The sequence below is a fragment of the Lentzea sp. NPDC042327 genome (assembly GCF_040647275.1).
In the GTDB taxonomy this organism is placed as follows: Bacteria; Actinomycetota; Actinomycetes; order Mycobacteriales; family Pseudonocardiaceae; genus Lentzea.
Map to the genome: position 1 here is coordinate 422,278 of NZ_JBEZBX010000006.1, position 25,620 is coordinate 447,897.

General features: G+C 70.8%; 24 protein-coding genes. 4 read left to right on the forward strand and 20 right to left on the reverse strand.

The window, feature by feature from the left end:
• Positions 1–16: 16 nt before the first annotated feature.
• From AB0A63_RS18880 to AB0A63_RS18890, 3 genes are all read right to left on the reverse strand, one after another.
• Positions 17–439: a roadblock/LC7 domain-containing protein gene (locus AB0A63_RS18880; RefSeq protein WP_360392562.1), complete on the reverse strand. Its 423-nt coding sequence runs from the start codon at positions 437–439 to the stop codon at positions 17–19.
• Positions 436–3,138, reverse strand: coding sequence for a nitrate- and nitrite sensing domain-containing protein (locus AB0A63_RS18885; protein WP_360392564.1), 2,703 nt, complete (start codon positions 3,136–3,138; stop codon positions 436–438). Before AB0A63_RS18885 ends, AB0A63_RS18880 begins: the two co-directional genes overlap by 4 nt.
• Before the next feature lie 299 nt (positions 3,139–3,437).
• Complete coding sequence (locus AB0A63_RS18890; protein WP_360392566.1) at positions 3,438–4,454, reverse strand: ABC transporter substrate-binding protein; 1,017 nt, start codon at positions 4,452–4,454, stop codon at positions 3,438–3,440.
• 178 nt (positions 4,455–4,632) lie between these two features.
• On the opposite strand from AB0A63_RS18890, the gene AB0A63_RS18895 reads away from it, so the two are divergent.
• Together AB0A63_RS18895 and AB0A63_RS18900 are read left to right on the forward strand one after the other, a co-directional pair.
• The gene (locus AB0A63_RS18895; RefSeq protein WP_360392569.1) at positions 4,633–5,802 is read left to right on the forward strand and encodes a 4-hydroxybenzoate 3-monooxygenase; all 1,170 of its coding nucleotides are present in this window, start codon (positions 4,633–4,635) and stop codon (positions 5,800–5,802) included.
• Between the two features lie 154 nt (positions 5,803–5,956).
• Positions 5,957–6,688, forward strand: coding sequence for an IniB N-terminal domain-containing protein (locus AB0A63_RS18900; RefSeq protein WP_360392572.1), 732 nt, complete (start codon positions 5,957–5,959; stop codon positions 6,686–6,688).
• Between the two features lie 243 nt (positions 6,689–6,931).
• Here AB0A63_RS18900 and AB0A63_RS18905 read toward each other — a convergent pair whose 3' ends face one another.
• From AB0A63_RS18905 to AB0A63_RS18930, 6 genes are all read right to left on the reverse strand, one after another.
• On the reverse strand, positions 6,932–7,345 hold the full coding sequence (locus tag AB0A63_RS18905) for a DUF5956 family protein (RefSeq protein ID WP_360392575.1): 414 nt from the start codon (positions 7,343–7,345) through the stop codon (positions 6,932–6,934).
• Between the two features lie 13 nt (positions 7,346–7,358).
• A complete protein-coding gene (locus tag AB0A63_RS18910; RefSeq protein WP_360392578.1) occupies positions 7,359–8,156 on the reverse strand; it encodes an ABC transporter ATP-binding protein in 798 nt (265 codons plus the stop codon).
• Positions 8,140–8,907 carry an ABC transporter permease gene (locus AB0A63_RS18915; RefSeq protein WP_360392580.1) on the reverse strand — a complete coding sequence of 256 codons (768 nt, stop codon included), beginning with the start codon at positions 8,905–8,907 and terminating at the stop codon, positions 8,140–8,142. Before AB0A63_RS18915 ends, AB0A63_RS18910 begins: the two co-directional genes overlap by 17 nt.
• Complete coding sequence (locus AB0A63_RS18920) at positions 8,904–9,647, reverse strand: ABC transporter permease (RefSeq protein WP_360392582.1); 744 nt, start codon at positions 9,645–9,647, stop codon at positions 8,904–8,906. The genes AB0A63_RS18915 and AB0A63_RS18920 overlap by 4 nt, the downstream gene beginning before the upstream one ends.
• An 81-nt stretch (positions 9,648–9,728) precedes the next feature.
• A complete protein-coding gene (locus AB0A63_RS18925; RefSeq protein WP_360392584.1) occupies positions 9,729–12,461 on the reverse strand; it encodes a helix-turn-helix domain-containing protein in 2,733 nt (910 codons plus the stop codon).
• Positions 12,462–12,699: 238 nt separating this feature from the next.
• Complete coding sequence (locus AB0A63_RS18930; RefSeq protein ID WP_360392587.1) at positions 12,700–15,402, reverse strand: helix-turn-helix domain-containing protein; 2,703 nt, start codon at positions 15,400–15,402, stop codon at positions 12,700–12,702.
• A 242-nt stretch (positions 15,403–15,644) separates the two neighbouring features.
• Between AB0A63_RS18930 and AB0A63_RS18935 the strand changes: the two genes are divergently transcribed.
• Positions 15,645–15,878: a hypothetical protein gene (locus AB0A63_RS18935; RefSeq protein ID WP_360392590.1), complete on the forward strand. Its 234-nt coding sequence runs from the start codon at positions 15,645–15,647 to the stop codon at positions 15,876–15,878.
• Positions 15,879–15,989: 111 nt separating this feature from the next.
• Here AB0A63_RS18935 and AB0A63_RS18940 read toward each other — a convergent pair whose 3' ends face one another.
• The 8 genes from AB0A63_RS18940 to ald form a co-directional block, all read right to left on the reverse strand.
• Positions 15,990–16,724 carry a pseudouridine synthase gene (locus AB0A63_RS18940; protein WP_360392593.1) on the reverse strand — a complete coding sequence of 245 codons (735 nt, stop codon included), beginning with the start codon at positions 16,722–16,724 and terminating at the stop codon, positions 15,990–15,992.
• Positions 16,717–17,598, reverse strand: a complete 882-nt coding sequence (gene scpB / locus AB0A63_RS18945) for an SMC-Scp complex subunit ScpB (RefSeq protein ID WP_360392595.1) — start codon at positions 17,596–17,598, stop codon at positions 16,717–16,719. Before scpB ends, AB0A63_RS18940 begins: the two co-directional genes overlap by 8 nt.
• Positions 17,595–18,428 (reverse strand): segregation/condensation protein A, encoded by an 834-nt coding sequence (locus AB0A63_RS18950; RefSeq protein ID WP_360392598.1) that lies wholly within the window; start codon positions 18,426–18,428, stop codon positions 17,595–17,597. Before AB0A63_RS18950 ends, scpB begins: the two co-directional genes overlap by 4 nt.
• Positions 18,425–18,754: a hypothetical protein gene (locus AB0A63_RS18955; RefSeq protein ID WP_360392601.1), complete on the reverse strand. Its 330-nt coding sequence runs from the start codon at positions 18,752–18,754 to the stop codon at positions 18,425–18,427. Before AB0A63_RS18955 ends, AB0A63_RS18950 begins: the two co-directional genes overlap by 4 nt.
• Positions 18,751–19,674 carry an AAA family ATPase gene (locus AB0A63_RS18960; RefSeq protein WP_360392604.1) on the reverse strand — a complete coding sequence of 308 codons (924 nt, stop codon included), beginning with the start codon at positions 19,672–19,674 and terminating at the stop codon, positions 18,751–18,753. The genes AB0A63_RS18955 and AB0A63_RS18960 overlap by 4 nt, the downstream gene beginning before the upstream one ends.
• Before the next feature lie 141 nt (positions 19,675–19,815).
• The gene (locus AB0A63_RS18965) at positions 19,816–20,145 is read right to left on the reverse strand and encodes a metalloregulator ArsR/SmtB family transcription factor (RefSeq protein ID WP_360392606.1); all 330 of its coding nucleotides are present in this window, start codon (positions 20,143–20,145) and stop codon (positions 19,816–19,818) included.
• A 24-nt stretch (positions 20,146–20,169) separates the two neighbouring features.
• On the reverse strand, positions 20,170–21,045 hold the full coding sequence (gene xerD / locus AB0A63_RS18970; protein ID WP_360392705.1) for a site-specific tyrosine recombinase XerD: 876 nt from the start codon (positions 21,043–21,045) through the stop codon (positions 20,170–20,172).
• Positions 21,046–21,050: 5 nt separating this feature from the next.
• The gene (gene ald / locus AB0A63_RS18975) at positions 21,051–22,124 is read right to left on the reverse strand and encodes an alanine dehydrogenase (RefSeq protein WP_360392609.1); all 1,074 of its coding nucleotides are present in this window, start codon (positions 22,122–22,124) and stop codon (positions 21,051–21,053) included.
• A 53-nt stretch (positions 22,125–22,177) separates the two neighbouring features.
• Between ald and AB0A63_RS18980 the strand changes: the two genes are divergently transcribed.
• Positions 22,178–22,804 carry an NINE protein gene (locus AB0A63_RS18980; protein WP_360392612.1) on the forward strand — a complete coding sequence of 209 codons (627 nt, stop codon included), beginning with the start codon at positions 22,178–22,180 and terminating at the stop codon, positions 22,802–22,804.
• A 76-nt stretch (positions 22,805–22,880) separates the two neighbouring features.
• On the opposite strand, the gene AB0A63_RS18985 is transcribed toward AB0A63_RS18980, so the two are convergent.
• Genes AB0A63_RS18985 through AB0A63_RS18995 form a run of 3 tightly spaced genes read right to left on the reverse strand, consistent with a single transcriptional unit; the run spans position 22,881 to position 25,587 of the window.
• Positions 22,881–23,276, reverse strand: coding sequence for a DUF2752 domain-containing protein (locus AB0A63_RS18985; RefSeq protein WP_360392615.1), 396 nt, complete (start codon positions 23,274–23,276; stop codon positions 22,881–22,883).
• Positions 23,277–23,284: 8 nt separating this feature from the next.
• Complete coding sequence (locus AB0A63_RS18990; protein ID WP_360392617.1) at positions 23,285–23,905, reverse strand: NUDIX hydrolase; 621 nt, start codon at positions 23,903–23,905, stop codon at positions 23,285–23,287.
• Positions 23,902–25,587, reverse strand: a complete 1,686-nt coding sequence (locus AB0A63_RS18995) for a CTP synthase (protein WP_360392619.1) — start codon at positions 25,585–25,587, stop codon at positions 23,902–23,904. Before AB0A63_RS18995 ends, AB0A63_RS18990 begins: the two co-directional genes overlap by 4 nt.
• Positions 25,588–25,620 lie beyond the last annotated feature (33 nt).

Here is a 25,620-nt window from a genome sequence, read left to right on the forward strand (position 1 = left end):
CTCAGGACAGAACTGCTCAGGCTCGCATCGAGACGTGCAGCTGGGCGCGGATCTCCGGCGTGAGCTGGAGACCGACCCGCTCCACCAGGCGGGTCATCGCGTAGCCGATGAGCCCGATGTCGCAGTTGGGTGCGGCGAGCACGGCGAGGCAGGACCCGTCGCTGATGGACATCAGGAAGAGGTAGCCGCGTTCCATCTCGACGACGGTCTGCTTGACGTCGCCGGCCTCGAAGCAGCGCGCCGCGCCGAGGTTGAGCGAGACGAGACCGGACGAGACGGCGGCGAGCTGCTCCGCCCGGTCGTGCGGCAGTCGCTCCGACGTGGCGAGCAGCAGCCCGTCCGCCGAGACGACGATCGCGTGAGCGACACCGGCGACCCTGCTGACGAAGTCCTCGACCAGCCAGCTGAAGTTGTCCAGTTCCTCAGTCGCGGTGGTCACTGGTGTTCCCTTTCTGCGATCACGGGGATGTCCCCGACGGCCGAGTCGAAGAGCGAGTCGCGGCCCATCTGGACACCCTTCTGGTACGTGGCGAACCGCTGGCGCAACCGTTCAGCGGAACGACCGCTCGCGGCGACGGTCGCCAGCTGCGGCACCGGTGAGGACGGCTTCGGGGTCGAGCCGGGCACCAGGCGCGCCTTGGGGACGCGCTTGGGCAGCCCGTTCTCCGTCGTCTGCGCGGGGGTGCCGGACTCCAGCGCACCGGCGGCACGCCAGCCCTCGTCGGCCGAGCCCCAGTCGGACGCGAAGTCGGCGACGGCACGCGGCACGGCCGTCGGGGCCTCGGTCTTCACGGACTCCGGCGAACGCTGCCGCTTGGGCAGGCCGTTCACCGTGCTCGGTTCTTCCTCTTCCTCGTCGGACGTGTGCTCCACCGCTGGGACCCCTGCCGGTGCGGGCACCGACGGGGACGCGGACTCGGGAGCGGCCGGCGTCTGGAACCACCGCGACAACGCGTCCGCGGAGATCTCCTCGTCGTCGTCGCTCACCGCGGGGAAGATCTCGGTGGCGGCCTCGACGGGTCGTTCGACCGGCGGCTCGTAGGAGTACCGGTCCTCGACGGCGGTCTCCTCCGCCTCGATCCGCGCGGTGAACAGGCCGTCCGCGGACGTCTGCTCGATGCGGTGGCGCCCGCTGGGCTCCTCCTCCGCCGTCTCCGCCGACGACACCACGACCGGGTACTCCGGCGTCCACTTCGGAACACCGGAGAGGCCCTCGCCGGTGCTCTCGACGGCGGGTGCCGGCGAGGGCGCGACGGCCGGGAGCGGCAGCGCGGGCGGCGGGCCCTTGTGCAGCAACGAGGCCGGCAGCACGACCTGGGCGGTGACACCACCCTCTATGTCGTCGTTGTTCGCCAGCGTCACGCGGATGTCGTGCCGCTTGGCGAGCTGGCCGACCACGTACAGGCCCATCTCGCGGGCCACGGAGACGTCGACCTCCGGCGGCTCGGCGAGCTTCGCGTTGAACTCGACGACGTCCTGCTCCTGCATGCCGACACCGCGGTCGTGGATGCGGATCGCGACCTCGCCCTTGCGGGTCTCTATCGTCCGCACCGTCACCTTGCTGGTGGGCTTGGAGAAGGCCGTGGCGTTGTCGAGCAGCTCGGCCACGAGGTGCGCGAGGTCGTTGACCACGCGGCCCTGCACCATGAGCTCCGGCGTCGGCGCGATCTGCACGCGCGCGTACTTCTCGACCTCGGAGACCGCGGCGCCGAGGACCTCGGCGATCGCGACGGGCCGGGTGACGCGGCGGTTGACCGTCGTGCCGGAGAGCACGAGCAGGTTCTCGCTGTTGCGGCGCATCTGCGTCGCGAGGTGGTCGAGCTCGAACAGCGACGCCAGGTGGTCGGGGTCCTGCTCGTCCTGCTCGAGCCGGTCGATCACGCTGATCTGCCGCTCCACCAACGCCTGCGAGCGCCGCGACAGGTTGATGAACATGTCGTTGACGTTCGCGCGCAGGGCCACCTGCTCGACGGCGAGGCGGACTGCTTCGCGCTGCACCAGGTCGAACGCCCGCGCGACCTGGCCGACCTCCTCGGTCGTGTTGAGCGGCACCGGGACGATCGCCTCCTCGGCGGCGCGTTCCGGGTCGCGGTGCGACCGGATTCGCTTGATCGCCTCCGGCAGCTGGTTGCGCGCCACGTCGAGCGCGCTGCGGCGCAGGATGCGCAGCGGCCGCAGCATGGACTGCGCGACCATCGCCATGAGACCGAACGCGAGCAGCAGCGAGATCGCGACCAGTGCCGCGTCCCGCCAGGCGTCCGAACGCGCCGTGTCGGCGAGACGCGTGGTCGTCGCGTCGGCCTGGCCCTCCAGGTCGCCCGCGACCTGGGCGACCAGGTTCGCGGTGTCCTGGCCGATCTTCAGCACCTCGGCGTCGGTGATGGTGATCGTCTCGCGCTCGAAGTCCTGCGCGAGCGCGAGCCGCACCAGCCGGTTGCGACCGTCCACGGCGGAACCGGACACGACGTCCTGGAACCGCTGCCGGTTCTCCGCCGACGCCAGGTCGTTGAACTCCGTGAACGCGGCGTCCAGACGGGACTGCGCGGCACGCAGCTCGTCGGCGGCACCGGGCGCGAAGCCCCTGCGCAGCGCGGTGGACGTCAGGATCGCGTTCTGCTGGCCGAGCTGCTCCTGGGCGCTGTAGAGCGCCTGCGCGGCCGTGACCAGCGGCACGATCTCCGGCTCGCTCAGGCTCGACACCACGGCACGGTGCACCTGGCTGAGCGAGGCGCTGATCTGGTTGTACGCGCTGATGACAGCGACGTCCGGGTACTTCGTGCTCAGGATGGTCACCCGCAGGCTCGCCAGTCCGTCGAGGGACTGCAGCGACTTGGTGAACGACTCCTGGAGGGGCGCGCTCAGGCCGGAGGCCGTCGCGCCCGAGTTCCGGTACTTGTCCAACTCCGTGTCGGTAAGACCGGTCTTCGCCGCGTGCTCGGGGCACGCGTTCTGCCTGCCGGCGGCCACACACTGGACCGCCCAGTCGCGCTCGACCTGCAGAGCGCTCTCCACCTTCGCCGCCTGGTGGCTGACAGCGAGCTCGCGCTGGACTTTGCCGAAGAGTTCGACGTCGTCGAGCTGGGTGTTCAGCCGCAGGCCCGCGAGAGTCGCGGTGCTCAGGGCCGGAACCAACAACACCACTGCGAGCTTGCTCCGCAACCGCCAGTTGCGTAGGCGGAACCGGTCGATGCCTCGCTGGTCCTCACGACCGCGCACCGTCAACACTCCCCGCCCCGTTTAATAGCTGCAAACCTGGTGGATCTTGGAGTAAAACGCACCGTTCTCATACCGCCGTTCGGACGACAAAACAGCTGGTTCGAGAATCAACAACTGTGCAGGGGCGGCTAAACGGCCCCTTGCCGATAATTCTTGCGGCGCAGACGACCGCCGCGGGGGGCTTTCGATCACGGCGCGATCACAGCCCCCCGCGCTGTTCGTCAACTACCGGAGGGCTGGATGAGCATCGGCTTCACGTCGAGCTCCTTGTCCAGCATCCCGTAGCGCACCATCAGCTGGACCACGCGCTGCAGGCGGGTCGCGTCGAGCGTCGTCGGGAACGCGCCGAAGTGGACAAGACCTGCGGTTTCCTTGTCGACCTTGGCGTACTCGACCAGCAGCGGCTCCACCGTGGGGCGGTCGGTGGCGTCGGCCTGGCCCTTGGCCATCGCGCGCTGGAACGCGGCGACGGTCTTCGGGTTCTCCTTGGCGAACGCGCCGGTGGTGGCGTAGCCCGCGATCGGGATGTTGTCCGTCGGGCCGGTCGCGGCGTCCAGGACCTTGATCTGGCCGGCGGCGCGCTGGGCGCGGGTGATGAACGGCTCGACCATGAAGGCCGCGTCGACGGTCTTGTTCTGGACCGCCGCCTGCATGTCCGGGAACGGCATCTCCTTGAACTTCACCGAGTTCACGTCGACGTTCGCGGCTTCGAGGGTGGCCTTCGCGGTGAGCTCCGCGATGTTCCTGAAGGTGTTGATCCCGATGGTCTTGCCGGCGAGGTCGGCAGGACTCTTGATGGCCGAGTCACCGTTGGCCAGGATCAGGAACATGTCCGGCTTGGCCTGGTAGCCGTCGGAGATCAGCTTGAGGCCGTCGACCGCCTTCGCGGTGTCCTTCGCCTCCGCGGCGAAGAACGAGACCCAGTTGCCGAACGTGAAGTCCAGGTCCTTGCTGATCAGGCCGGGGATCGCCTTCGCGCCACCGTCGATGACCTTGAGGTTGACCTCAAGGCCCTCCTGGGCGAAGTAGCCCTTCTTCATCGCGACGTGGACCGAGGCCACGTCGAGGATCGGCAGCACCCCCAGGGTGATCTTGGCCTTCTCGACCTTGCCGCCGCTGTTCTGGTCGGCCGGGGGTGACTGCTCTTCGCCGCCGAGCAGTCCACAGCTCGCCACGGTGGCGAGCAGCGTGGCGAGGGCGATGCCACGGACGGCGGTGCGGCGGACTCTTCGAGTCATCGGGAGCACTCTCCTGTCGGAGCGGTGTCGTCGTTGCGGGGATTTTGTCGCGACGGTCAACCACTCAGAGTAATGACGCTGCTCCAAAAGACCCCAGTTGACCGACACGAGCAGGTTCCAGTCCACTACCTGCGGTGAGCATCTAAGCACAGCAGGTCTAGGGCTAGGAGAACCCCAGTTGAAGCGCGCTGTAGCCGTCGTCGGCGCCGGGCCGGCCGGTCTGACCTTGGCAAACTTGATCCAGCAGTCAGGCATCGACTGCGTGGTGCTGGAAAGGGCCAGTCGTGCCCACGTGGAAACCCGGCCACGGGCGGGAGTCCTCGAACACCGCTCCGTGACGATGCTGGAGTCGCTCGGACTCGCCGATCGTTTGCTGATGGAAGCAGACCGTCACGGAACGTGCGAATTCCGGGTGAGTGGACAGGTGTTCCAGGTCGCGTACTCCGACTTGTACGGCGGCCGGGAGCACTACGTCTACCCCCAGCAGGAAGTGGTCAAAGACCTGATCGGAGCATTCCTGGCCGCCGGTGGTGACATCCGGTTCGAGGTCAGTGACGTCGAGTTGCGGGATCTGACCAGCTCTCACCCGTCCGTGGCCTGGACCAGCGCAGACGGGGTACGCGAAGAAGTTTCATGTGACTTCGTGGCGGGCTGCGACGGATTCCACGGGGTGTCCCGTCCGAGCATTCCCGAGGGAGTGCTGACGGAGTTCACGCACCAGCACGGGATCGAGTGGCTCACCATTCTCGCGGAGGCCCCTCCGTCGACTAAAGCCGTGATTTACGCGCTGCACGCCGACGGTTTCGCCGGACACATGCTGCGCAGCCCGTCGGTATCGCGTTTCTACCTCCAGGTGCCGGTCGGGACAAAAGCCGAAGATTGGTCGGACGAACAGGTCTGGGAGGCGTTGCACAAACGCTTCGCGCTGCGCGACTCGTCGTGGGAGCTGAACGAGGGCAAGATCATCGAAAAGCGCGTCCTCGACATGCGCAGCCATGTGGTCGAGCCGATGTCCTACGGGCGGCTGTACCTGCTGGGTGACGCAGCCCACATCATCACCCCGGTCGGCGCCAAGGGCATGAACCTCGCCATGAACGACGCCGCAACCTTCGGACGTGCACTGATCGCCTACTACGACACCGGTTCCGAGGACGGGCTGAAGACCTACTCAGACGACTGTCTCAAAAGGGTCTGGCGGGCCCAGGAGTTCTCGCAGTGGATGGTCAACATGATCCACACCGATGTGAGCTCCCCCTTCTTCGGACGGTTGGCGCAGGCCAGGTTGGAACACCTGGCCGAGTCCCCTGCCTACCGGGCGACCTTCGCCGAGAACTATGTGGGGCCCTAACGGGTGAAATCCCGGGTCCCCTAACGAGTGATCTCGATCCCCTAGGGACCTCGTTTCGTCACGATCTGGGGCCAACTCCCGATGCCGGGGGATGTCGATCATCCATACGGTTCAACCCGACATCCCCCGATCACCACATCAGGAGCCTGGTTCCATGAGCACCCTGCACGACTTCACCCTCTCCCTGCTGAGCGACCTCGACGCCCGCGAGGCGTTCCAGCTGGACCCGCAGGGCGTGCTCGAGTCCGCCGGGCTGGGCGACATCACCCCCGGTGAGATCCAGGAGATCCTGCCGCTGGTGCTCGACACCGCCTCCGTGGCCAAGGTCGACGCCCTCGACGACGTGCTCGCGAACGCCGGCGACATCGCCGCCGCGGACCAGCTGAAGCTCGTCACCGGCAACCTCGACGGTCTCACCTCGATCACCGACGTCGCGAACCTGGGCGCTCCGTCCGCCGTGACCGCGCTGGTCACCGACTTCGGCAACGTCGGCGACGTCGCAGGCACCCTCGACGTCGTCTCGGACGTCACGACCGTCGTGCAGGACAACTCGGTCGTCAGCACGGTCACCCACGTCGCGGACGTGCAGGACGTCGTGAACACCGACGTGCTGGTCAAGGACCTCGACACCGACGTGCTCGTCAAGGACGTCGCGAACACCGACGTGCTGCTCAAGGACACCGACATGCTGGTGAAGGACGTCGCGAACCTCGACCTGGACGTCGAGAACGTCGTGGACGTGAGCGACAACGTCGTGCAGGACGTGGCGCAGGTCGGCGACGTCCACAACTCCGTCGGCCAGGTCGTGGGCGACCTCAACGTCGGCGACCTCGACCTGCTCGACGGCGGCCTGGGCAACGGCAACGACCTGAACATCCACTTCTGAGCCACCGGCAGCGCACGGGCGCTTACCGCCACCTGTGAGCGCCCGGACCACCCTCCCGCACACCTCGCACGGTGACGGCCTCCTCGTCGGCTGACAGGCGTTCAGACAGCCCCGTCCGTGCGACGCGGAACGGCTCCGGACCACTGCGGTCCGGAGCCGTTCTGCGCGTGGATTTCCCGTCGTCCGCACCGGGTCTGCGGCAGCTTGGTCTTTTTCCCAGGTTTTCCCAGTAGGGCTCTGCACTCACGCCCGGTGGTACAAAGTGTCCACTCCGCGCTCCAGCACCCGGCGGACACCGCGGAGGTCCACCCGCGACCCCCGCTCGCCGCCCGTGTCCGCCAGACGCCACACGTCGGCGGGCTCCACACCGGCCGGCAGGTCCAGGTACCACGAGAACCCGGCCGGTCGCGGCGGAGCGCCCGCCTCGACGAGGTAGGAGTTGACGAACGCGTTGACGACGTCCTGGTCGGGGAGCAGCGGAGCCGGGGTGCGCACGACCCGGCGCGGGCCGGCGACCCACGCCAGCAGCAGCGAGAACCCGTTGTCGGACAACGGGAGCAGCCTTCTGCCCTGCAACGCCACCACGCGGCCGGGTGGCGCGGCCGAGATCTCCTCCGGCTCCGCGTCGACGATGAGGAACAGGTTCCAGTCGCTCACGCGGCAGAGTGTGTCAGGAGCTGACGGTCTCGCTGAGCGACTCCCGCTCGGCCTCCGCCCACTTCTCCACGTCGAGCGAGGGCTTGCCGACGTTGAGCAGCCGGGCGACGCGCGAACGCAGTGCCACGAAGGCCTCGTCCGTGCGCGTGGTCACCTGGTCGCGCTCGGCGGGCAGCGGCACCTCCAGGTCGGCCACGAGACGCGCGGGAGAGCCGGACAGGACCAGGATGCGGTCACCCAGGTACACCGACTCGTCGATGTCGTGCGTGACGACCAGGACGGTCGTGTCGTGCTCGCGGCGGACCCGCAGCAGCAGGTCCTCCAGCTCGAAGCGGGTCTGCGCGTCGACGGAGGCGAACGGTTCGTCCATCAGCAACAGGGCCGGCCGGTACGCCAGCGCCCGCGCGATGGCCACGCGCTGCTGCATGCCGCCGGAGAGCTGCCACGGCCGCTTCTTCGCCGCCTTGCCGAGCCCGACCCACTCCAGCGCCTCGGCCGCGCGGGCCTTGCGCTCGGCGCGCGGCAGGCCGCGCAGCGGGAACTCCACGTTGCCCTGCACGGTGAGCCACGGGAACAGCGACCGCTGGTAGTCCTGGAAGACGACGGCGAGGTGCGAGCCCTTGAGGGACACGTCCCCGCGCGACGGCTCGATGAGCCCGGAGATGGTGCGCAGCAAGGTGGACTTGCCGCAGCCAGAGGGGCCGACCACGCAGACGAGCTCGCCGGCTCGCACGGTGAACGACAGCCCCCCAATGGCTTCGTAGTCGCCGTAGGTGTGGCCCAGGTCGGCCACCTCAAGCATGTTGCTCATCACGACTCCTCGGTTGCCAAGCCAAAGCCCTGCGTTCCACCGCGAGCAACGCGGTGTTGAGTCCGTAGCCGAGGACGCCCAGCAGGACGATCCCGGCCCACATGCGCGTGTAGTCGAACTCGCGCTGCGCCTGCATCAGCTGCGAGCCGATGCCGTTGTCGGTGGCCACCAGCTCGGAGATCACCATCAGCACGAGCGACAGGGAGAGCGAGACCCGCAGTCCCGCGAAGATCTTCGGGGAGGCCGCGGGCAGCACGACGCCGAGCACCCACTGCCAGCGCGGGATGCCGAACACCGCGGAGGTGTCCACTTTGGTCACGTCGACCGAGCGGGCGCCGTCGACGCTGTTGAGCAGCACCGGCCACACGACGCCGAACACGATCGTCGCGAGCTGCATCGACGTGCCGCCCTTGAACAGCAACAGGAACACCGGCACCAGCGCGGGCGGCGGGATCGAGCGCAGGAACACCAGCAGCGGCCCCGCGTACTCCATCGCCCGGTCGGACCGGCCGAGCAGCAGGCCCAGCGACACGCCGATCACGCAGGCGATCGCCCAGCCCGACAGCAGCCGGCCCACCGACGGCAGGATGTGCTCGGTGACGTTCTGCGGCTCCAGCACCCACCACTCGTAGGCGGCGGTGACGATCTGCGACGGCGGCGGGAAGAACGGGTCGTCCGCGAGCCAGCCGAGGACCTGCCACACCACGATCAGCACGGCGAACACGGTCCACCGTTGAACGAATCGGTTCACCAGGCCACCCACCGGCGCCGCACGCGCTCGAGACCGTTGTTGAGCAGGACACCGATCACGCCCGCGACCACCGTGCCGGCCAGGACCTGGTCCATCCGCCCGGCGCCGCTGCGGGCCTCCATGATGAAGTAGCCGAGTCCGATGTCGGCGCCGGCCATCAGCTCCACGCTGACCATCACGATGAGCGCGGTGGTGGCCGCGAGCCGGATTCCGGTGAGGACGAACGGCAGCGCGCTGGGCAGTGCCACCCTGAACAGCACGCCGACGCGGCCGGTGCCGAAGACCCTGGCCGTCTCGACCTGCAACGGGTCCAGTTCGTCCAGTGCGTAGATGGTGTTGAACAGGATCGGCCACACCGCCGCGTACACCGCGAGCGTGATCTTCGTTTCCGGTCCGAAACCGAGGATCACCAGCGCGAGCGGAATCAGTGCGACGGAAGGGATCGGGCGCAGGAACTCGACGACCGCGCGGGTCGCGTGGCGCACGGCGGGAACGCTGCCGAGCACGAGTCCACTCGGTACCGCGACGGCGATGGCGACCACGATGGCGATCAGCAGTGCCAGCACGGTGGCCACGACGTGGCGGAGGAAGACCGGGTCGACCAGCTGCGCGGCCAGCTCTCCGAACACGACGGACGGTGGGACGAGGGCTTCCGCGGGGACGAGGGTGGAGCGTCCTAAGAGCTCCCAGAGCGCGAGGAACCCGGCGATGCCGAGGAGTCCCCTTGTGAACGCACGCACTCGGTCACCCTAGAGAGTTGATCACTCAACCACAATGCGTGTCGAGGCAACTCCGGGGTGTTTCCCGCACATCAGCGGCAGTCAGCAGACCTCGACGCGCTCCGCTTCGCCGAAGCTCTTAACCCATTCGGAGTCCGTGAGCCGCGCACGCCCCTCCGCGCACATCTCGCGGCGGATGCGCCCGGCGTCGAGCTCGTAGGTCAGCAGCTGCGGGTCGGTGCCGCCGCTGCGGACGAGGAAGTCGTCGTGCGCGGGCCGGTAGGTCGCGTACACCGAACCGCCGTGGCCGGTGACCGAGGCGAGCCGGTCGGGCTGCCTGCCGCCGGGGTAGAGCCGGTACACCTCGAACGTCTGCGCGCGCACGACGGCGATGCGGTCGTCGGTGCCGAACGTGACCCAGGCGCCGCTGGGCACCGTGGTCGACAGGGTGGCGGTGGGCACCGGGGTCCCGCCCGGCACCAGCTGCCACACCTCGACGGTCGACTCGGGGGTGTGCTCGCCCGCGAGCCAGCGGCCGTCCGGGCTGTAGGTGAGCCGGTTGACCAGGCCGGGGCGGACCAGCGGCTGGGCGGCCGGCTCCAGGGTCGCGCCGATCCGCCACTGGCTGATCGTGGTGGTGCCGCCGGCCCGGTCGTGCAGCGCGGTGGCGAGTTCGCGGCCGTCGCGGCTCAGCCCGACGCCGTCCGGGCTGCGCACCGGCATCTGGATCTCCTCCGGCGCCCGGCCGTCGGCGAGGTCGAGCAGGATGGCGCGGCCGCGGGTGTTCGGGTTGAGCAGGCCGGGGTCGGAGTCGTCGTGGTAGCCGACGACCCGTGAGCCGTCCGCGCTGAGGTCCTGTGCGCGGAACCCGGCGGGCAGCCGGTAGAGCAGCGACATCCGGGTGTGGTCGGTGACCGACCACAGGTACTGCCGGCCGCCGGGGTCCTGGGTGATGGCGCGGCGCTCGGCGAGGTGGGTGACCTGGTGGCCGGCCGGGAACCGCTCACCGGGCACGGGGTCGGTCTCGTCGATGCGCCACATCCGGTCGGTGCCGTCGCCGTCGCGCACCGCGGCGAGCTCGCCGCGCGGCCCGGTGAGCACCTTGGCGTTCTCCGCCGGGGTGCCGGTGAACCCGATCCGCCGGGTCCAGGCGTTGGCCAGGCGCAGGATGCGTTCCGCGTCCTGCGAGGGCGCCACCCGGTAGCCGACGAGGGCGAACTTGTCCGCGAACGGCTTGCCCTGCTCCATCAGCGACGTCGACTCGGCCATCGCCTGCCGCCCGAACGCCTCGTCGGTGAGCTGGGTGATGCGCTGCTCGTTGGTGAGCGCGTAGATCACGCTGCCCGGCACGAGCGCCGCGAGCACCGCCGCGACGGAGATCAGCGCCACCGAGCGGCGGGTCTCGCGCCGGGCGCTCAGCTCGACGAACCGGCGTTCCGGCGCGGTGAGGAAGTCGCCCAGGCCGCGGGCCTTGCGCAGCCGGGCACCGCGGTAGAGCGCGCCGGGGTCGCGGTCGCTCGACTCCCACAGCTCGATCGCGGTGACGAGCTGCTGGTGCGTGCGGAGGTTCTCGTGCTCCTCGTCGATCCACCCGCGCAGCCGCGGCCAGCGCAGCACCGCGTCGTGGGCGAGTCCTGCGCCGTCCTCGCCGAGGACGACGAGCCGGGTGCGGACGAGCAGGTCGAGCAGCCGCGGCTCGACGTCGGGCTTGCTGGTCTTGCGCTGCAGGACCCCGTTGCGCTGCATCGAGACCAACCGCAGGAACACGGTGCGGACGGCGCGCTGGTCGGCCTCGTCGAGGGCGGAGAAGAACGTCTCGGCCGCCTGCGCCATGACGTGCTCGATGCCGCCGGACTCCTCGTACCCGGCGAGCGACAGCGTCATGCCGCGCTTGCGCCGCCAGGTCTCGATCAACGCCTGCGACACGAACGGCAACGCCGGCTGGCCCGCCACGTCCGCCACCAGCCGCGCCACGAGTGCGGTCTCGACCGACACGCCGAGCTGGCCGGCGGGCTCGGTGACCGCGCGGCGCAGCTCCTCCGCGGTCATCGGCTCGATCAGGACCTCGTTGCCGGGCAGGACCCGCGCGAGCCCGGGGTGCGCGTGGCAGCGCCGCCGGAAGTCGGAGCGGACCGCGACCACGACCCGCGGGCAGCGCAGCAGCGCGGTGACGAAGCCGGTGGCCTCGAAGGCCTTCTCGAAGTCGTCGACCAGCAGGACGAGACCGGGGCAGTGCTGCCGGACGCGCAGCCGCAGGTGGTCGGGGTCGGCCGCGAGCTCGGCGGCCAGCTGCTCCGCGGTGGTGCCGAAGAGGCCGGCGAGGGCGGCGGCCAGCGCGTCGAGCGGGCGGTCGGAGGGAGTGACGACGACGGCGTGGTCGAACGCGGGCAGCAGACCGGCTTCGAGCAGGGAGGTGCGCCCTGACCCGGACGGCCCGACCACGGCGGTGAACGACCCGCTGCGCGCGAGCACCCGCTCGACCAGCGCCTCACGGCCGAAGTACCTCTTGGCGTCCTTCTCGTGGAACGGTGCCGCGCCGACGTAGGGGGCGCTCGGCTGCAACGGCGAGACCTGCTCGGCGGCGAGCTCCCGCCACCGCGCCGTCCACTCCTTCGGATCGCCGTCGCAGGCGCGCACGAAGGCCAGCGTCAGCGCGAGCGACGGCAGCTTGCGCCCACCGGCCGCGTCCGACAGCGCCGTGGGCGAGTAGTTCGCCCTGCCCGCGAGCTCGCGGTAGCTCGGTTTGCCCGCCTGGTCGCGCAGTCTGCGCAGGTCACCGGCGAACCGGAGCAGCGCGGTGTCCTCCGGCCCCAGCGGTCGTTCCCCTCGTGGCATGCCGCCTCCCGGCCGGATTGTCCACCAGAGGTTCGCCTGGCGTCTAACACCACGCTAACCGCTTGCGACCGGGATGTTCGCCGCCACGCGAACGTCACACGAACGAGACCCTCGCACCGTCACCCTCGGCCACTCTCCCTCGTGTCACGCGGGGCCCCCGCGTTCCCCTGAGGTGCACGCGGGGACCCCGCGTACCCCCGAAAGGCACGCGGGGACCCCGCGTACCCTCCGGAGGCGGTCAGTCGTGGCACGGTGGTGTGAAGGCGAGTCCGGCGAAGTAGCGGTCCCACTCGGCCCCGGTCATCCGCGGGACCGCCTGCTCGCAGATCCGCACCGCCGGGTCGCGCAGGTCGACGTTCCACAGCCGCACCGCCCGGTCCGCCCCTCCGGTCACCACCTCGTCGCCCCTCGGCGTGAGCCCGACGGCGGTGACCGGTCCGGCGTGCCCGCGCAGCAGCGCCAGCTCGACCGGCTCCCCCGCGCCGAGCCGCCACAACCGCACCAGGCCGTCGTCGGTCGCGACCGCGAGGCTGTCCGCGCTCAGCCACGTGCCGGTCACCTCCCCACCGCCGGAGGGGAGCTCCGCCCGCAGGGCCGGCGCGCGCGGGTCGCGGGCGTCCCAGAGGTGCACGGCGGTGCGGCCGGCGGTCAGCAGCAGGTCGCCGGCGAACTGGGCGTGGCCCGCGAACTCCGTGGTGAGCGACAACGGCGTGAGCCGGCGCGGGTCCGCGGCGTCGAGCAGGTGGACGGCACGGCCGGTGGTGACAGCGGCGAGCACGCGGCCGTCGGCGCGGAAGGCGAGGCCGGCGAGCGGGCCCAGGCCGGGCTGGGCGGTGGCGAGCAGCCGGGGGCGGCCGCCGCGCAGGTCGGTCCAGGAGCCGACCGCGCCGTCGGGGCCGGTCGTGACGAGGGTGCTGCCGCGCCAGGCGACCGCGGTGGCACGGGCGGGCAGCACGCCGAGGTCGCGCGGCTTGCCCAGGGAGATGTCGACGAGGTGGACGGTGCCGTCCTCCCCCACCGACGCGAGCAGGCCGCCCGCCGGGTCCACCGCCAGCGCGACGACGGCGCCGGCGTGCCGGGTGGCCTCGTAGGACGTGCGCGGCGCGGGCAGGTCGTCGAGGGTCGTCAGCACGACCAGCCCGTCGCGGTGACCGGTGACGACCTGCTGCTGCGTCGGGCCGACGACGAGCGCGGTGACCTCGGCGTCCGCCGCGCGCAGGGTCTGCACCGGCACCTCCTCCTGGCGCAGCGCGTTGCGGGCCTGCGGGAGCGGCACGAGCCGGTAGGCGGCGAGCGCGACCTGCTGGGCCAGCGCGGGGTTGCCCGACCGCAGCGCACCGGCCTCGGCGACGGCTTTCAGCACGGCGGTCGTGGTGCGCTGCTCCTCGGCGGTCCTGGTGGCCCGCCACGCGAACACCGTCGAGCCAGCGGCGACCACCAGCAGCGCGACCAGTGCGGCGAGCAGCTGGCGCTGGCGGCGGGTGCGGCGCCGCGCGCTCGTCGTGACCTCCTCCTCCGCGGCGCGGCTCGCGGCCAGGAACGCGCGTTCGCGGGAGGTGAGCGCGAGCCCCGCGGGCACGTTGGCGAGCCGCCGGCCGCGGAACAGCGCCCCGGCGTCGCGGTCGAGCGCCTCCCACGTCCGGGTGGCGTCGGTGAGCTCCCGCTGTGCCCTGACGTTCTCCCGGTTCTCCTCGACCCAGTGGTGCAGCGCCGGCCAGCTGCGGATCAACGCCTCGTGCGCGAGCTCGACGCCGTCGCGGTCGACGACCACCAGCCGGGCGGCGGCCAGCGCGGCGAGCACGGTCTCGCCGGCCTCCAGCTCGTCGCGGTGCGCGCGGCGCTTGGTGCCCTCGGCGGTGACGAGCCGCAGCAGCACCCGTTTCACCTGCTCGGCGGGCAGCCCGGCGAGCAGGTCCTGCGCGGTGCGGGCCACGGCGTGCTCGACGCCGCCGACCTCCTCGTAGGCCGCGAGCGTCAGCGTCATCCCCCGCCGGTGCTGCCAGGTCTCCGCGAGCGCGTGCGACAGCAGCGGGAGCACGGCTGCCTGCCCGACCGCGTCGGCCATCAGCCTGGCCAGCAGCGCGGTCTCCACCTTGGCGCCGGCGTGGGCGGCGGGTTCGGTGATCGCGAGCCGCAGCTCGTCCGGTGTCATCGCGCCGACCATGACCTGGCTGCCGCGCAACGCCTCCACCAGCTCCGGGTACTGCGCGCAGTGCCCGTAGTAGTCGGCCCGCGTGCCGATGACGACCTTGGCGCACCCGGTGAGCGCCTCGATGAGCCACGTCCGGCGCGCCTCGCTGCGGCACACCGTGAACAGCTCCTCGAACTGGTCGACGACGACGAGCCCGGTGTGCCTGCGGGCGAGCTGTTCGGGCCGCGCGAGCTCGCCGGCCAGCTCCACCGCGTCCTGCCCGGTGAGCCGGGCGAGGGCGAGCGCGCACTCCTCCACCGGGTCGGCGCCGGGCGTGAACAGCAGCACCGGGCCGTCCGTGCGCGCCACCAGCCCGGCCTTCAGCAACGACGACTTGCCCACCCCCGACGGCCCGAACACGCCGGTGAAGCGGTGCCGCGTCGTCAGCAGCTCGACCGTGAGCCGCTCCCGGCCGAAGAACTTCGGTGCGTCATCGGGTTCGAACGCCTTGAGGCCGACGTACGGGCTGTCGGCGCCGGCCCGCGGCTGCGTCTCGGCGACCGCGCGCCACCGCAGCTCCCACTCGTCCGGGTCCGCCGCGCACGCCTTCGCGTACGCCCTCGTCACCGCGAGGCTCGGCAGCTTGCGCCCGCCCGCCGCCTCCGACAGCGCCGCCGCCGAGTAGTGCGCCCGTCGGCCGAGCTCGCGGTAGGTGGGGCTGCCCGCCCGTTCCCGCAGCCGGCGAAGGTCCGCGGCGAACTGCAGGAGACCGCTCTCGCCCTCGTCGAGAGGGCGTTCCCGTCTCGGCACCCCGTCATTGTTCAGAGAACTCCGTTCAGCGGCCAACGCCTGACCGTGAACAACCCGTTCGCCCTAACGTCGCCGAACCGGCACCGCGGTGTGCCGTGGGCAACACCGAAATGCCGCCCACGGCTACACCCTTGTTAACAGCGCGTTGTCCACTCGCGTGGAACGAAGCTGGACAACGGGATCGTCCGTAGGTTCGACGGTGCCGGTCACGGGGCGCCGGCGCTGACGAGGGAGATCCTGACGTGACCATTGAGGCGACGACGACGGCACCGCAGGCACCGGTGAGGATGGTCTGCGAGATCGCACGGGGCGTGCACGTGACCTGGCCGGGTGAGCCGCTGCGCTTCATCCCGGAGGGCACCCGGTTCTTCGTCGAGGCGTGGGTCGGCGACGGCTGGTACCGCGGCCGGCTGCGCGACGACCCGCGGCCGATGCACGTCAACGCGAGCTGCCTCGGCCTGCCCTGCGGCGACTGACCCGCGCCGGACGAGGACCGCCGTCGAGCCGTCTCGCCACGAGCGTGCGGCCGTCCGGGGACAGCCGCACGCCGATCACCGGTTCGGTGCGGCTTCAGCGGCGCGCCGGGTTCACAGGCCCACGAGCTTGTACAGCCCGCCGACCTCCTGCCGGTTCAGCACGCGCATCGAGCCGGGCCGCTGGTTGCCGAGCAGCACGTCGCCGACCGCGGTGCGCACCAGCGACTCCACCGGGTAGCCGACGTGCTCCATCAGCCGGCGCACGATGTGCTTGCGGCCCTCGTGCACGACGATCTCGACGAGTGCCTTGCCCGGCACCGCCGTGACCAGCTTGAACGAGTCGACCTTGACCGGGCCGTCCTCCAGCTCGACGCCCGCCTTGAGCTTCTTGCCCAGGCCGCGCTCGACCGGGCCGGGCACCTCGGCGAGGTAGGTCTTCTTGACGTTGTAGCTCGGGTGCATCAACCGGTGCGCCAGCTCACCGTCGTTCGTGAGCAGCAGCAACCCCTCGGTCTCCGCGTCGAGCCTGCCGACGTGGAAGAGCCGCTCCTTGCGGTTGCGCACCAGGTCGCCGACGCACGGCCGGCCCAGGTCGTCCTCCATGGTGGACAGGATCCCGAACGGCTTGTTCAGCGCGATCGTGACGACGTCCTCGCGGATCTGCACCCGCACGCCGTCGACGTGCACGACCGCGGTCTCGGGGTCGATCCGGCGGCCCTGCTCGCGCACCACCTTGCCGTCGACCTGCACCCGCCCCTGGTCGATCAGCTCCTCCGAAGCACGGCGTGAGGCGACACCGGCCTGCGCGAGCACCTTCTGCAGGCGCACGCCCTCGTTCTCAGACATCGTCGATCGCATCCACTTCGGGCAGCAGCGGAGCGATCGGCGGCAGGTCGTTCAACGACGACAGCCCCAACCGCTCCAGGAACAGTTCGGTCGTGCGGTACAGGATCCCACCCGTGTCGCTGTCGGTGCCCGTCTCCTCGATGAGCCCCCGTGCGACCAGGGTCCGGATCACACCGTCGACGTTGACGCCGCGAACCGCCGCGATCCGCGCCCTCGTGACGGGCTGCCGGTAGGCGATCACCGCGAGCGTCTCCAGGGCAGCGCGGGTGAGTTTCGCGCGCTGGCCGTCGAGCAGCAGCTTCTCCACGAACGGGGCGAACCGGTCTCGCGTGTAGAACCGCCAGCCGTCCCCCGCCCTGCGCAGGTCGATGCCGCTGCCGGACTCGGTGTACCGGGTGGAGAGTCTACGGAGTGCCTGCTTGATTCGCTTAACCGGCTGCTCAAGGGCACTGCTCAGCTGGTCTTCCGCGATGGGGCTGTCCACGACGAGCAGCACCGACTCCAGCGCGCCGTCGAGCTCGGCGTCGTCGGTGAGGTCGGGCAGGCCGGAGTCCTCGATCTGCTCCTCGGGTGCGGCGGCGAGGAGCTGCGCTTCGAGCTGGGCGGCGTCCTCGGCCCCGGTCCCGGTCCCGGTCTCCGTCCCGGCGGGCTCGGTGACCGGGAGCTCCAGCTGGGGCTCGGCGGGCCGGGGCTTGGACCGGCGCTTCGCGGGCTTCGTCTCCGCGGCACCCGCCCCGAACTTCGCGGCCAGCGCCGCGGCCGCCGCGTCGTACTCCGCCGCGCCCGTGCCACCGTCGAACGCCGGCCCCGGCCGCTCCACCTGTGCCGCGTCCGGTCCGACGACCGGCTCCGGTCCGACCTCTGGGTCGCTCATTCGTAGTCCTCGTCCTCGTCGCCGGCCGGTGCCGCGGCCTGCGCCTGTTCCAACGTCCCGCCGACCCACGTCACCTGCAGCGGCCCGAGCGGGTCCTCCTGCTCGAAGGCGAGCGACTTCTCCCGGTACAGCTCCAGCAGCGCCAGGAAGCGTGCGACGACCTGCATCGTCTCGGTGCAGTCGGCGACGATCTCCGTGAACGACGCCGTGCCGCGCTCCACCAGGAACGTCCGCAGCTCGTCGGCGGTCGCGCGGATCGACACGCGGTGCTGGTGGACGTGGGCGGTGGACAGGGTGCGCTTGGGCTTCGGCCGGAACGCGGCGGCGGCGATCAGCGCGAACTTGTCGGGGGTGACGCCGAGCATCACCTCGGGCAGCAGGCCCTCGAAGCGCGGTTCCAGCGCCACCGAGCGCGGGTAGCGGCGGTAGGCGCCCTGTTCGAGCTCGGCGAACAGGGCCGCGACCTGCTTGTAGGCGCGGTACTGCAGCAGGCGGGCGAACAGCAGGTCGCGCGCCTCCAGCAGGGCCAGGTCGTCCTCGTCCTCGACGTCACCCGCGGGCAGCAGCCGGGCCGCCTTCAGGTCCAGCAGGGTCGCGGCGATCACCAGGAACTCGGTGGTCTCGTCGAGGTCCCAGGCGGAGCCGAGCGCGCGGATGTGGGCGATGAAGTCGTCGGTGACCCGGTGCAGGGCCACCTCGGTCACGTCGAGGGTGTGCTGGGAGATGAGCTGCAGCAGCAGGTCGAACGGGCCCTCGAAGTTCGTGAGCCGGACCTTGAACCTGCCGTCGTCGACCACCTCGGGAGCAGCAGCGGGTGTTTCCTCGGTCACTGCTCGCGCAACCTGCGCACCAGCAACGACGCGTCCCCGTGCGCCTCCAGGTCGTCCAGCACGATCGCGATCGCCTCGCGCACCACCCGGCCGCGGTCGACCCCGAGGCCGTGCGACGCGCGCAACGCGAGCCGCGCGGTCTCCAGCGCCAGCAGCTCCTCGTCGGACACGTAGACGGTGATCTTCGTGGTGTGCCCGGTCCGCCCGGACCCGCGGCGCTGCTGCGCGGCCGTGCCGCCGGACGGCACTTCCGCCGGGGCGGCGGCGGGTGCCGAGGTCAGGCGGAACAGCTCGGCCGCGCCCGGCAGTGAGGGGCGACGGGTCACCGGGCGATCACCTCGCGGGCCAGCGCGCGGTAGGCGTTGGCACCGGAGGAGCGCGGGGCCCACCGGGTGATCGGCTCACCGGCCACGGTGGTCTCCGGGAAGCGCACCGTGCGGTTGATGACCGAGTCGAACACGATCTCGCCGAACGCCTCCACTACCCGCGCCATGACCTCGCGCGAGTGCAGCGTGCGGGGGTCGTACATCGTGGCGAGGATGCCGGTGATCGTGAGCTTGGGGTTCAACCGTTCCTTGACCTTCTCGATGGTGTCGATGAGCAGCGCCACCCCGCGCAGCGAGAAGAACTCGCACTCCAGCGGGATCAGCACGCCGTCCGCGGCCGCGAGGGCGTTCACCGTGAGCAGGCCGAGCGAGGGCTGGCAGTCGACCAGCACGTAGTCGTAGTGGTCGATGACGGGGCGGAGGGTGCGCACGAGGGTGTGCTCGCGGCCCACCTCGGACACCAGCTGGATCTCCGCGGCCGAGAGGTCGATGTTGCTCGGCAGCAGGTCCATGTCGTCGACCATGGTCTTGCGGATGACGTCGGGAACGGCGGTGTCGTTCTCCATGATGACGTTGTAGATCGTGGTTTCCAGCTGGTGCGGGTGCACGCCGAGGCCCACGGACAGCGCGCCCTGCGGGTCGAAGTCGACGAGCAGCACCCGTCTGCCGTACTCGGCCAGCGCGGCGCCCAGGTTGATGGTCGTCGTCGTCTTGCCGACGCCGCCCTTCTGGTTGCACACCGCGAGGATCTTCGCCGGGCCGTGGTGCAGCAACGGCGGCGGGGCCGGGAGCGCGCGGCGGGCGCGACCGGTCGGGCCGATGCCGTCGACCTGCTCGTGGGCGACGTCGTCCACCGGCGCGGCGTGCGGGGCCAGGCTCAGGTCGGCACGGGGCGCGAAAGCGTGCTCCGGTGTCGACATGGCTGGCGTTCCCTCACTGGTCGTAGTCGTCTCTCGGGGCGCAGCCTAGGCCGCACCCGTGCGAGCGGCAACGCGCCTCGCCGTGTCCTGGAGGGGGCGGGAGAATGTTTCGGGGGTCGGCATGTGACTGTCAAGACTCAGTCAGGCCGGAACATCCGAACGTGTGCGCCGGTCCGCGGCCGTCAGCACCACGTCGAGCAGGCCGGGGAACAGGAGGTCCAGGTCATCGCGGCGCAGTGACACCCAGCGCTGGTTGCCGCGGCAGCGGGTCCGGGTGAGGCCCGCTTCCCGCAGCACGCGCAGGTGCTGGGACAGGGTCGACTTCGCCACGTCGACCTCGAAGGCCCCGCACAGCCTCTCTCCGCTGGACTGGATCTGGCGAACGACCGCGAGCCTCGTCGGGTCGCTCAGCGCGTGCAGCACGGAGGCAAGATCGATGGCCTGGGGGGACGGCTCGTCCAAGTTCGGCACCTGTCCACCGTACCCGTGGAAGCCTCATGTTCCAGTGGCCCGAGGGTGTGCAGTTGCGTAGACCTCCCTCAAAGTCGTAACGGTTACCAGTGTGTACACCTGAGTGGTCGTAACCGATGCGTGCCCGAGAAGTTCCTGCACCACCCGAACGTCGGCACCCCCTTCGAGCAGATGGGTGGCGAACGAATGCCGCAACGTGTGGGGGGAGACCGCGGCGGTGATGCCGGCTTCCTCCGCCGCGGTCTTCAGCACGGTCCACGCGCTCTGCCGGGAAAGCCGTCCGCCGCGCGCGTTCAGGAACAACGCGGGCGTGCCACGGCCCTTGGCCGCCAGTGCGGGGCGCGCTCTCACGAGGTAGGCGTCCACCGCCGCCAGCGCCGGGCGCCCCACCGGGACGAGTCGTTGCTTGCCGCCCTTGCCGTCGAGCAGCACGGTGCGTTCGGCGGCGTCGACGTCGTCCACGTCGAGCCCGACGACCTCGGAGATTCGCGCTCCCGTGGAGTACAGCAACTCCAGCAGCGCCTTGTCCCTGAGGTTCCCCACGGTGTCGAGCAGGGTCAGCACATCGTTGACGGGCAAGGCTTTCGGCAGTCTCTTGGGCGGTGATGGCGGGTGCACGGCGCGTGCGGCGTCATGGGGCACCACACCTTCACGGTGCGCGAAGCGGTGAAGTCCCCGCACAGCAACCAATGTGCGCGCTGCGGACGAAGCGGCCAAACCGCTTTCGCGCAACGCCGCCAGGAACTCGCTCACGTGGGACTCGGTCACCGCCGCGAGGTCGGTGATGCCGAGCGACTCCAGGTGCTCGGTGTACCGGCGCAGGTCGCGGGTGTAGGAGTCGAGGGTGTTGCGCGCGGTGCCGCGTTCGACGGCGAGGTGGTCGAGGTAGCTCGCCACCAGGTCTGCTACCACGCCAGTCCTTCCAGCACGATCTCTCCCTCACGCGCGTTGACGCCCTTGGCCAGCGCCGGGTCCTCTGCGACAGCGCGGTCGAAACCCTTGTCCGCCAACGCGAGGACGTACGGCAGTGTCACGTTCGTCAACGCGTAGGTCGACGTGTTCGGCACGGCACCGGGCATGTTCGCGACGCAGTAGAACACCGAGTCGTGCACACGATAGGTGGGGTCGTCGTGCGTCGTCGGCCGCGAGTCCTCGAAACAGCCGCCCTGGTCGATCGCGATGTCCACGAGGACGCTCCCGGGCCGCATCCGCGACACCAGGTCGTTGCCGACGAGCTTCGGCGCGCGGGCACCGGGCACGAGCACCGCGCCGATCACGAGGTCCGCCCAGCAGCAGGCCTTCTCGACCTCGTAGGCGTTGGACGCGATGGTCTGCAGGTGCCCGCGGTAGGTGAAGTCGATCTGCCGCAACCGGTTGACGTTGGTGTCGAGCACGACGACCTCGGCCTGCATGCCGACCGCCATCGTCGCCGCGTTCATGCCGGCCACGCCCGCGCCGATCACCGCGACCTTGCCCGCCGCGACACCGGGTGCGCCGCCGAGCAGCACACCGCGGCCGCCCTGCGCGCGTTCCAGGCAGTGTGCGCCGACCTGGGCGGCCATCCGCCCGGCGATCTCGCTCATCGGCGCCAGCAACGGCAGCGACCCGTCGGGCAGCTGCACGGTCTCGTAGGCGATGGCCGTGACGCCGGCGTCCGCGATGGCCCGCGTGCACCCCGGCGCGGCCGCGAGGTGCAGGTAGGTGAAGAGCACCTGGTCGCGGCGCATGCGGTGGAACTCGGGCTCGATCGGTTCCTTGACCTTCAGCACCAGCTCGGCCGCCGCCCACACCTCGTCCGCGGTCGCGGCGATCCGCGCTCCCGCGGCCGTGTACTCGTCGTCGGGGAACGACGACCCGGCGCCGGCCTCGTGCTCGACCACGACCTCGTGCCCGCGGCGGACCAGCTCGACCACACCGGCGGGCGTGATGGCGACGCGGTACTCGTGGTTCTTGATCTCCTTTGGGACACCGACCAACATCGTCGCAGCGTATTCCGCAACTCGGCCTCCTGCATCGGATAACGTGCGCAGGCGTGTCAGAACCTTTCGGGCCAGAGCAGCAGCGCATCGGCAACCAACAGCGCGAAGAGGCGATCACCGCGCTCAACGACCACTTCGCGCAAGCGCGGCTCGACATCTCCGAGTACCAGGACCGGGTCAACCGCGCGTCGAACGCGCAGTCCTACGCCGAGCTCGCGGAGCTGTTCCGCGACCTCCCGCAGCCGCACCCGCCGTTCCTCGCGCCGCCGTCGGTGCCGTTCGCCGCCGTTCCGCCGCCCATGCCCACGCAGCCGTACGCCCCGCCGCAGCAGCAGTACACCGGGCCCCACCCGCAGCAGTACACGGGCCCGCAGCCGCAGCAGTACGCGCAGCCGCAGTACGCCACGCCGCCGCCTCCCGGCATGGGCTACCCCGGCGCGCCCTACGGTTACGACCCGGTCAGCGGCATCCCGTACTCGGACAAGTCGAAGGTCGCCGCGGGCGTGCTGCAGCTGTTCCTCGGCCAGTTCGGCGTCGGCCGCTTCTACATGGGTGACACGGGCATCGCGGTCGCGCAGCTGCTGACCTGCGGCGGCTGCGGCATCTGGGCGCTGGTCGACGGCATCATCATCCTGGTCAACGGCGGCACGGACTCCGAAGGCCGCCCCCTCCGCGGCTGACTCCTGGCTTTCATGGCGTCTGCAAGTACCACCAACTGCCAGTCGGTAGTACTTGCAGACGCCTGAACAGCAGGGGTCAGATGCCGGCCAGGTTGCGGCCGATGCCCCACACGAGCGCGAACGCGATCACCAGGCCCGGCACCCGTTTCGGGATCTGCCGGGGCTGGCCCGTCCACGACGCCCGGATCCACCGCGCGAACAGCCACACGGCGAACGGCACGCCGACGACGAGCATGGCCGCGTTGAAGTGCCACGCCGCCACGACGTCGCCGTGCAGCAGTGCGTGTGCCATGCGCGTGATGCCGCAACCGGGGCAGTTGAGGCCCGTGAGCCAGTTGAACGGGCACTTGGGCAGCAGGTTGCCGGGCTGGTTCGGGTCGACGAACAGCAGCACCACGGCACCCGCGCCCCCCACCGCGAGCACGCTGAGGGGCGCCCGCAACCTCCGCAGGGCGCCCCTCAGCGTCTTCACGGGAGAACCTACTTCCCGCGCGCCGCGAACCGGGTGGGCTTGTCCTGGAACGGGGCGTCGGCGGGACGCGGCTCCGCGCGGCCCTCCAGCACCTCGCGGGCGGCGAGCAGACCGGCGACCGACGAGGCGTTCACGATCTCACCGGAGAGCACCATCCGCACCGCCTCGGCGAGCGGGAAGCGGTGGACCTCCAGGTCCGCCTCCTCCTCGCCCTGCACGTCGCGGTCCACCGAGGTCAGGCCGCGGGCGAGGAACACCCGCACGACCTCGTCGGTGAAACCGGGCGAGGCGGCCACGTCGACCAGGACGTGCCACTCGGTGGCGTCCAGGCCGACCTCCTCGACCAGCTCGCGGCGCGCACCGGTCACGGGCGGTTCGCCGTCGTGGTCGAGCAGGCCCGCCGGCAGCTCCCACAGGTGTCGGCCGAGCGCGTGCCGGTACTGGTGGACCAGCGTGACCTCGCCGGAGTCGGAGACCGCGACGACCGCGACGGCACCGGTGTGCTCGACGATCTCGCGCTTGGCCGTGCCGCCGCCGGGCATCTCGACCTCGTCGACGCGCAGCGCCAGGATCTTCCCGACGTGCAGGTCCTCGCTGGCGACGGTGCGGAAGTCGTGCCGAGTGGTCACTTCGCGGCTCCCGCGGTCAGGGGGAGGCGGTCAGCCACCCGGTAGTCGATCGCGGCCTTCACGAACGCCGCGAACAGCGGGTGCGGCTTCGTGGGACGGGACTTGAGCTCGGGGTGCGCCTGCGTGGCCGCGTAGAACGGGTGCACGTCGGCGGGCAGCTCGACGAACTCGACGAGGCGGCCGTCCGGCGAGGTGCCGGAGAAGACCAGGCCGGCGTCGGCGAGCTTGTCGCGGTAGGCGTTGTTCACCTCGTAGCGGTGCCGGTGCCGTTCGGACACCTCGGTCGTGCCGTAGGCGTTCGCGACCACCGAGCCCGGCGTCAGCTTCGCGACGTACGCGCCGAGCCGCATAGTGCCGCCCATGTCCCGCTGGCCGGAGACGACGTCCTCCTGGTCGGCCATCGTGGAGATGACCGGCGAGCCGCCCTCGTCGAACTCCGACGAGATCGCGTCCTCGATGCCCGCGAGGTTCCGCGCGGCCTCGATGACCATGCACTGCAGGCCCAGGCACAGGCCCAGCGTCGGCACACCGCGGGTGCGGGTGTGCTTCAGTGCGCCGATCTTGCCCTCGATGCCGCGCACGCCGAACCCGCCGGGGACCAGCACCGCGTCCATGCCGGACAACGCGCGCGCCGCGCCCTCGGGCGTCTGGCACTCGTCCGACGGCACCCACTTGATCTCGACCTTGGCGTGGTGGGCGAACCCGCCGGCGCGCAGCGCCTCGGTGACCGACAGGTAGGCGTCGGGCAGGTCGACGTACTTGCCGACGAGCGCGATCTTCACCGTCTCCGCCGGGTTGTGCACGCGCTCCAGCAGGTCGCCCCACACCGTCCAGTCGACGTCGCGGAACGGCAGGTCGAGGCGGCGCACGACGTAGGCGTCGAGGCCCTCGGCGTGCAGCACCTTCGGGATGTCGTAGATCGACGGCGCGTCCACGGCGGCCACGACGGCGTCGGTGTCGACGTCGCACATCAGGCCGATCTTGCGCTTGAGCGAGTCCGGGATCTCCCGGTCCGCGCGGCACACGATCGCGTCGGGCTGGATGCCGATGTTGCGCAGCGCCGCGACGGAGTGCTGGGTCGGCTTGGTCTTCAGCTCGCCGGACGGCGCCAGGTACGGCACCAGGCTGACGTGCAGGAAGAAGACGTTGTCGCGGCCGACGTCGTGGCGGACCTGGCGGCACGCCTCCAGGAACGGCAGCGACTCGATGTCGCCGACCGTGCCGCCGACCTCGGTGATGACCACGTCGGGCGTGACGCCGTCGGCGTCCGGCTCGGCCATCGCGCGGATGCGGCGCTTGATCTCGTCGGTGATGTGCGGGATCACCTGGACCGTGTCGCCCAGGTACTCGCCGCGCCGCTCCTTGGCGATCACCTCGGAGTAGACCTGGCCGGTCGTGACGTTCGCGTCACCGCTCAGGTCGCGCGCGAGGAACCGCTCGTAGTGGCCGATGTCGAGGTCCGTCTCGGCACCGTCGTCGGTCACGAAGACCTCGCCGTGCTGGAACGGGTTCATCGTGCCGGGGTCCACGTTGAGGTACGGGTCGAGCTTCTGCATCGTTACCCGCAGGCCGCGCGAGGTGAGCAACTGGCCGAGGCTGGAGGCTGTGAGCCCCTTGCCCAGCGAGGAGGCGACGCCTCCTGTGACGAAGACGTGCTTGGTCGTACGTGCCTGCTGCACCAACGGGGCTCCCGTGAAAATCGTGGGGGTGAATCC

What these genes read in the sequence shown, in the direction of transcription:
- scpB (WP_360392595.1), bottom strand. Translation starts at nt 17,598, where the DNA reads ATGAGCGACCCAGAGGTCGGACCGGAGCCGGTCGTCGGACCGGACGCG.
- AB0A63_RS18890 (WP_360392566.1), bottom strand. Translation starts at nt 4,454, where the DNA reads ATGACTCGAAGAGTCCGCCGCACCGCCGTCCGTGGCATCGCCCTCGCC.
- ald (WP_360392609.1), bottom strand. Translation starts at nt 22,124, where the DNA reads ATGTTGGTCGGTGTCCCAAAGGAGATCAAGAACCACGAGTACCGCGTC.
- AB0A63_RS18960 (WP_360392604.1), bottom strand. Translation starts at nt 19,674, where the DNA reads ATGTCGACACCGGAGCACGCTTTCGCGCCCCGTGCCGACCTGAGCCTG.
- AB0A63_RS18925 (WP_360392584.1), bottom strand. Translation starts at nt 12,461, where the DNA reads ATGCCACGAGGGGAACGACCGCTGGGGCCGGAGGACACCGCGCTGCTC.
- AB0A63_RS18940 (WP_360392593.1), bottom strand. Translation starts at nt 16,724, where the DNA reads ATGTCTGAGAACGAGGGCGTGCGCCTGCAGAAGGTGCTCGCGCAGGCC.
- AB0A63_RS18900 (WP_360392572.1), top strand. Translation starts at nt 5,957, where the DNA reads ATGAGCACCCTGCACGACTTCACCCTCTCCCTGCTGAGCGACCTCGAC.
- AB0A63_RS18910 (WP_360392578.1), bottom strand. Translation starts at nt 8,156, where the DNA reads ATGAGCAACATGCTTGAGGTGGCCGACCTGGGCCACACCTACGGCGAC.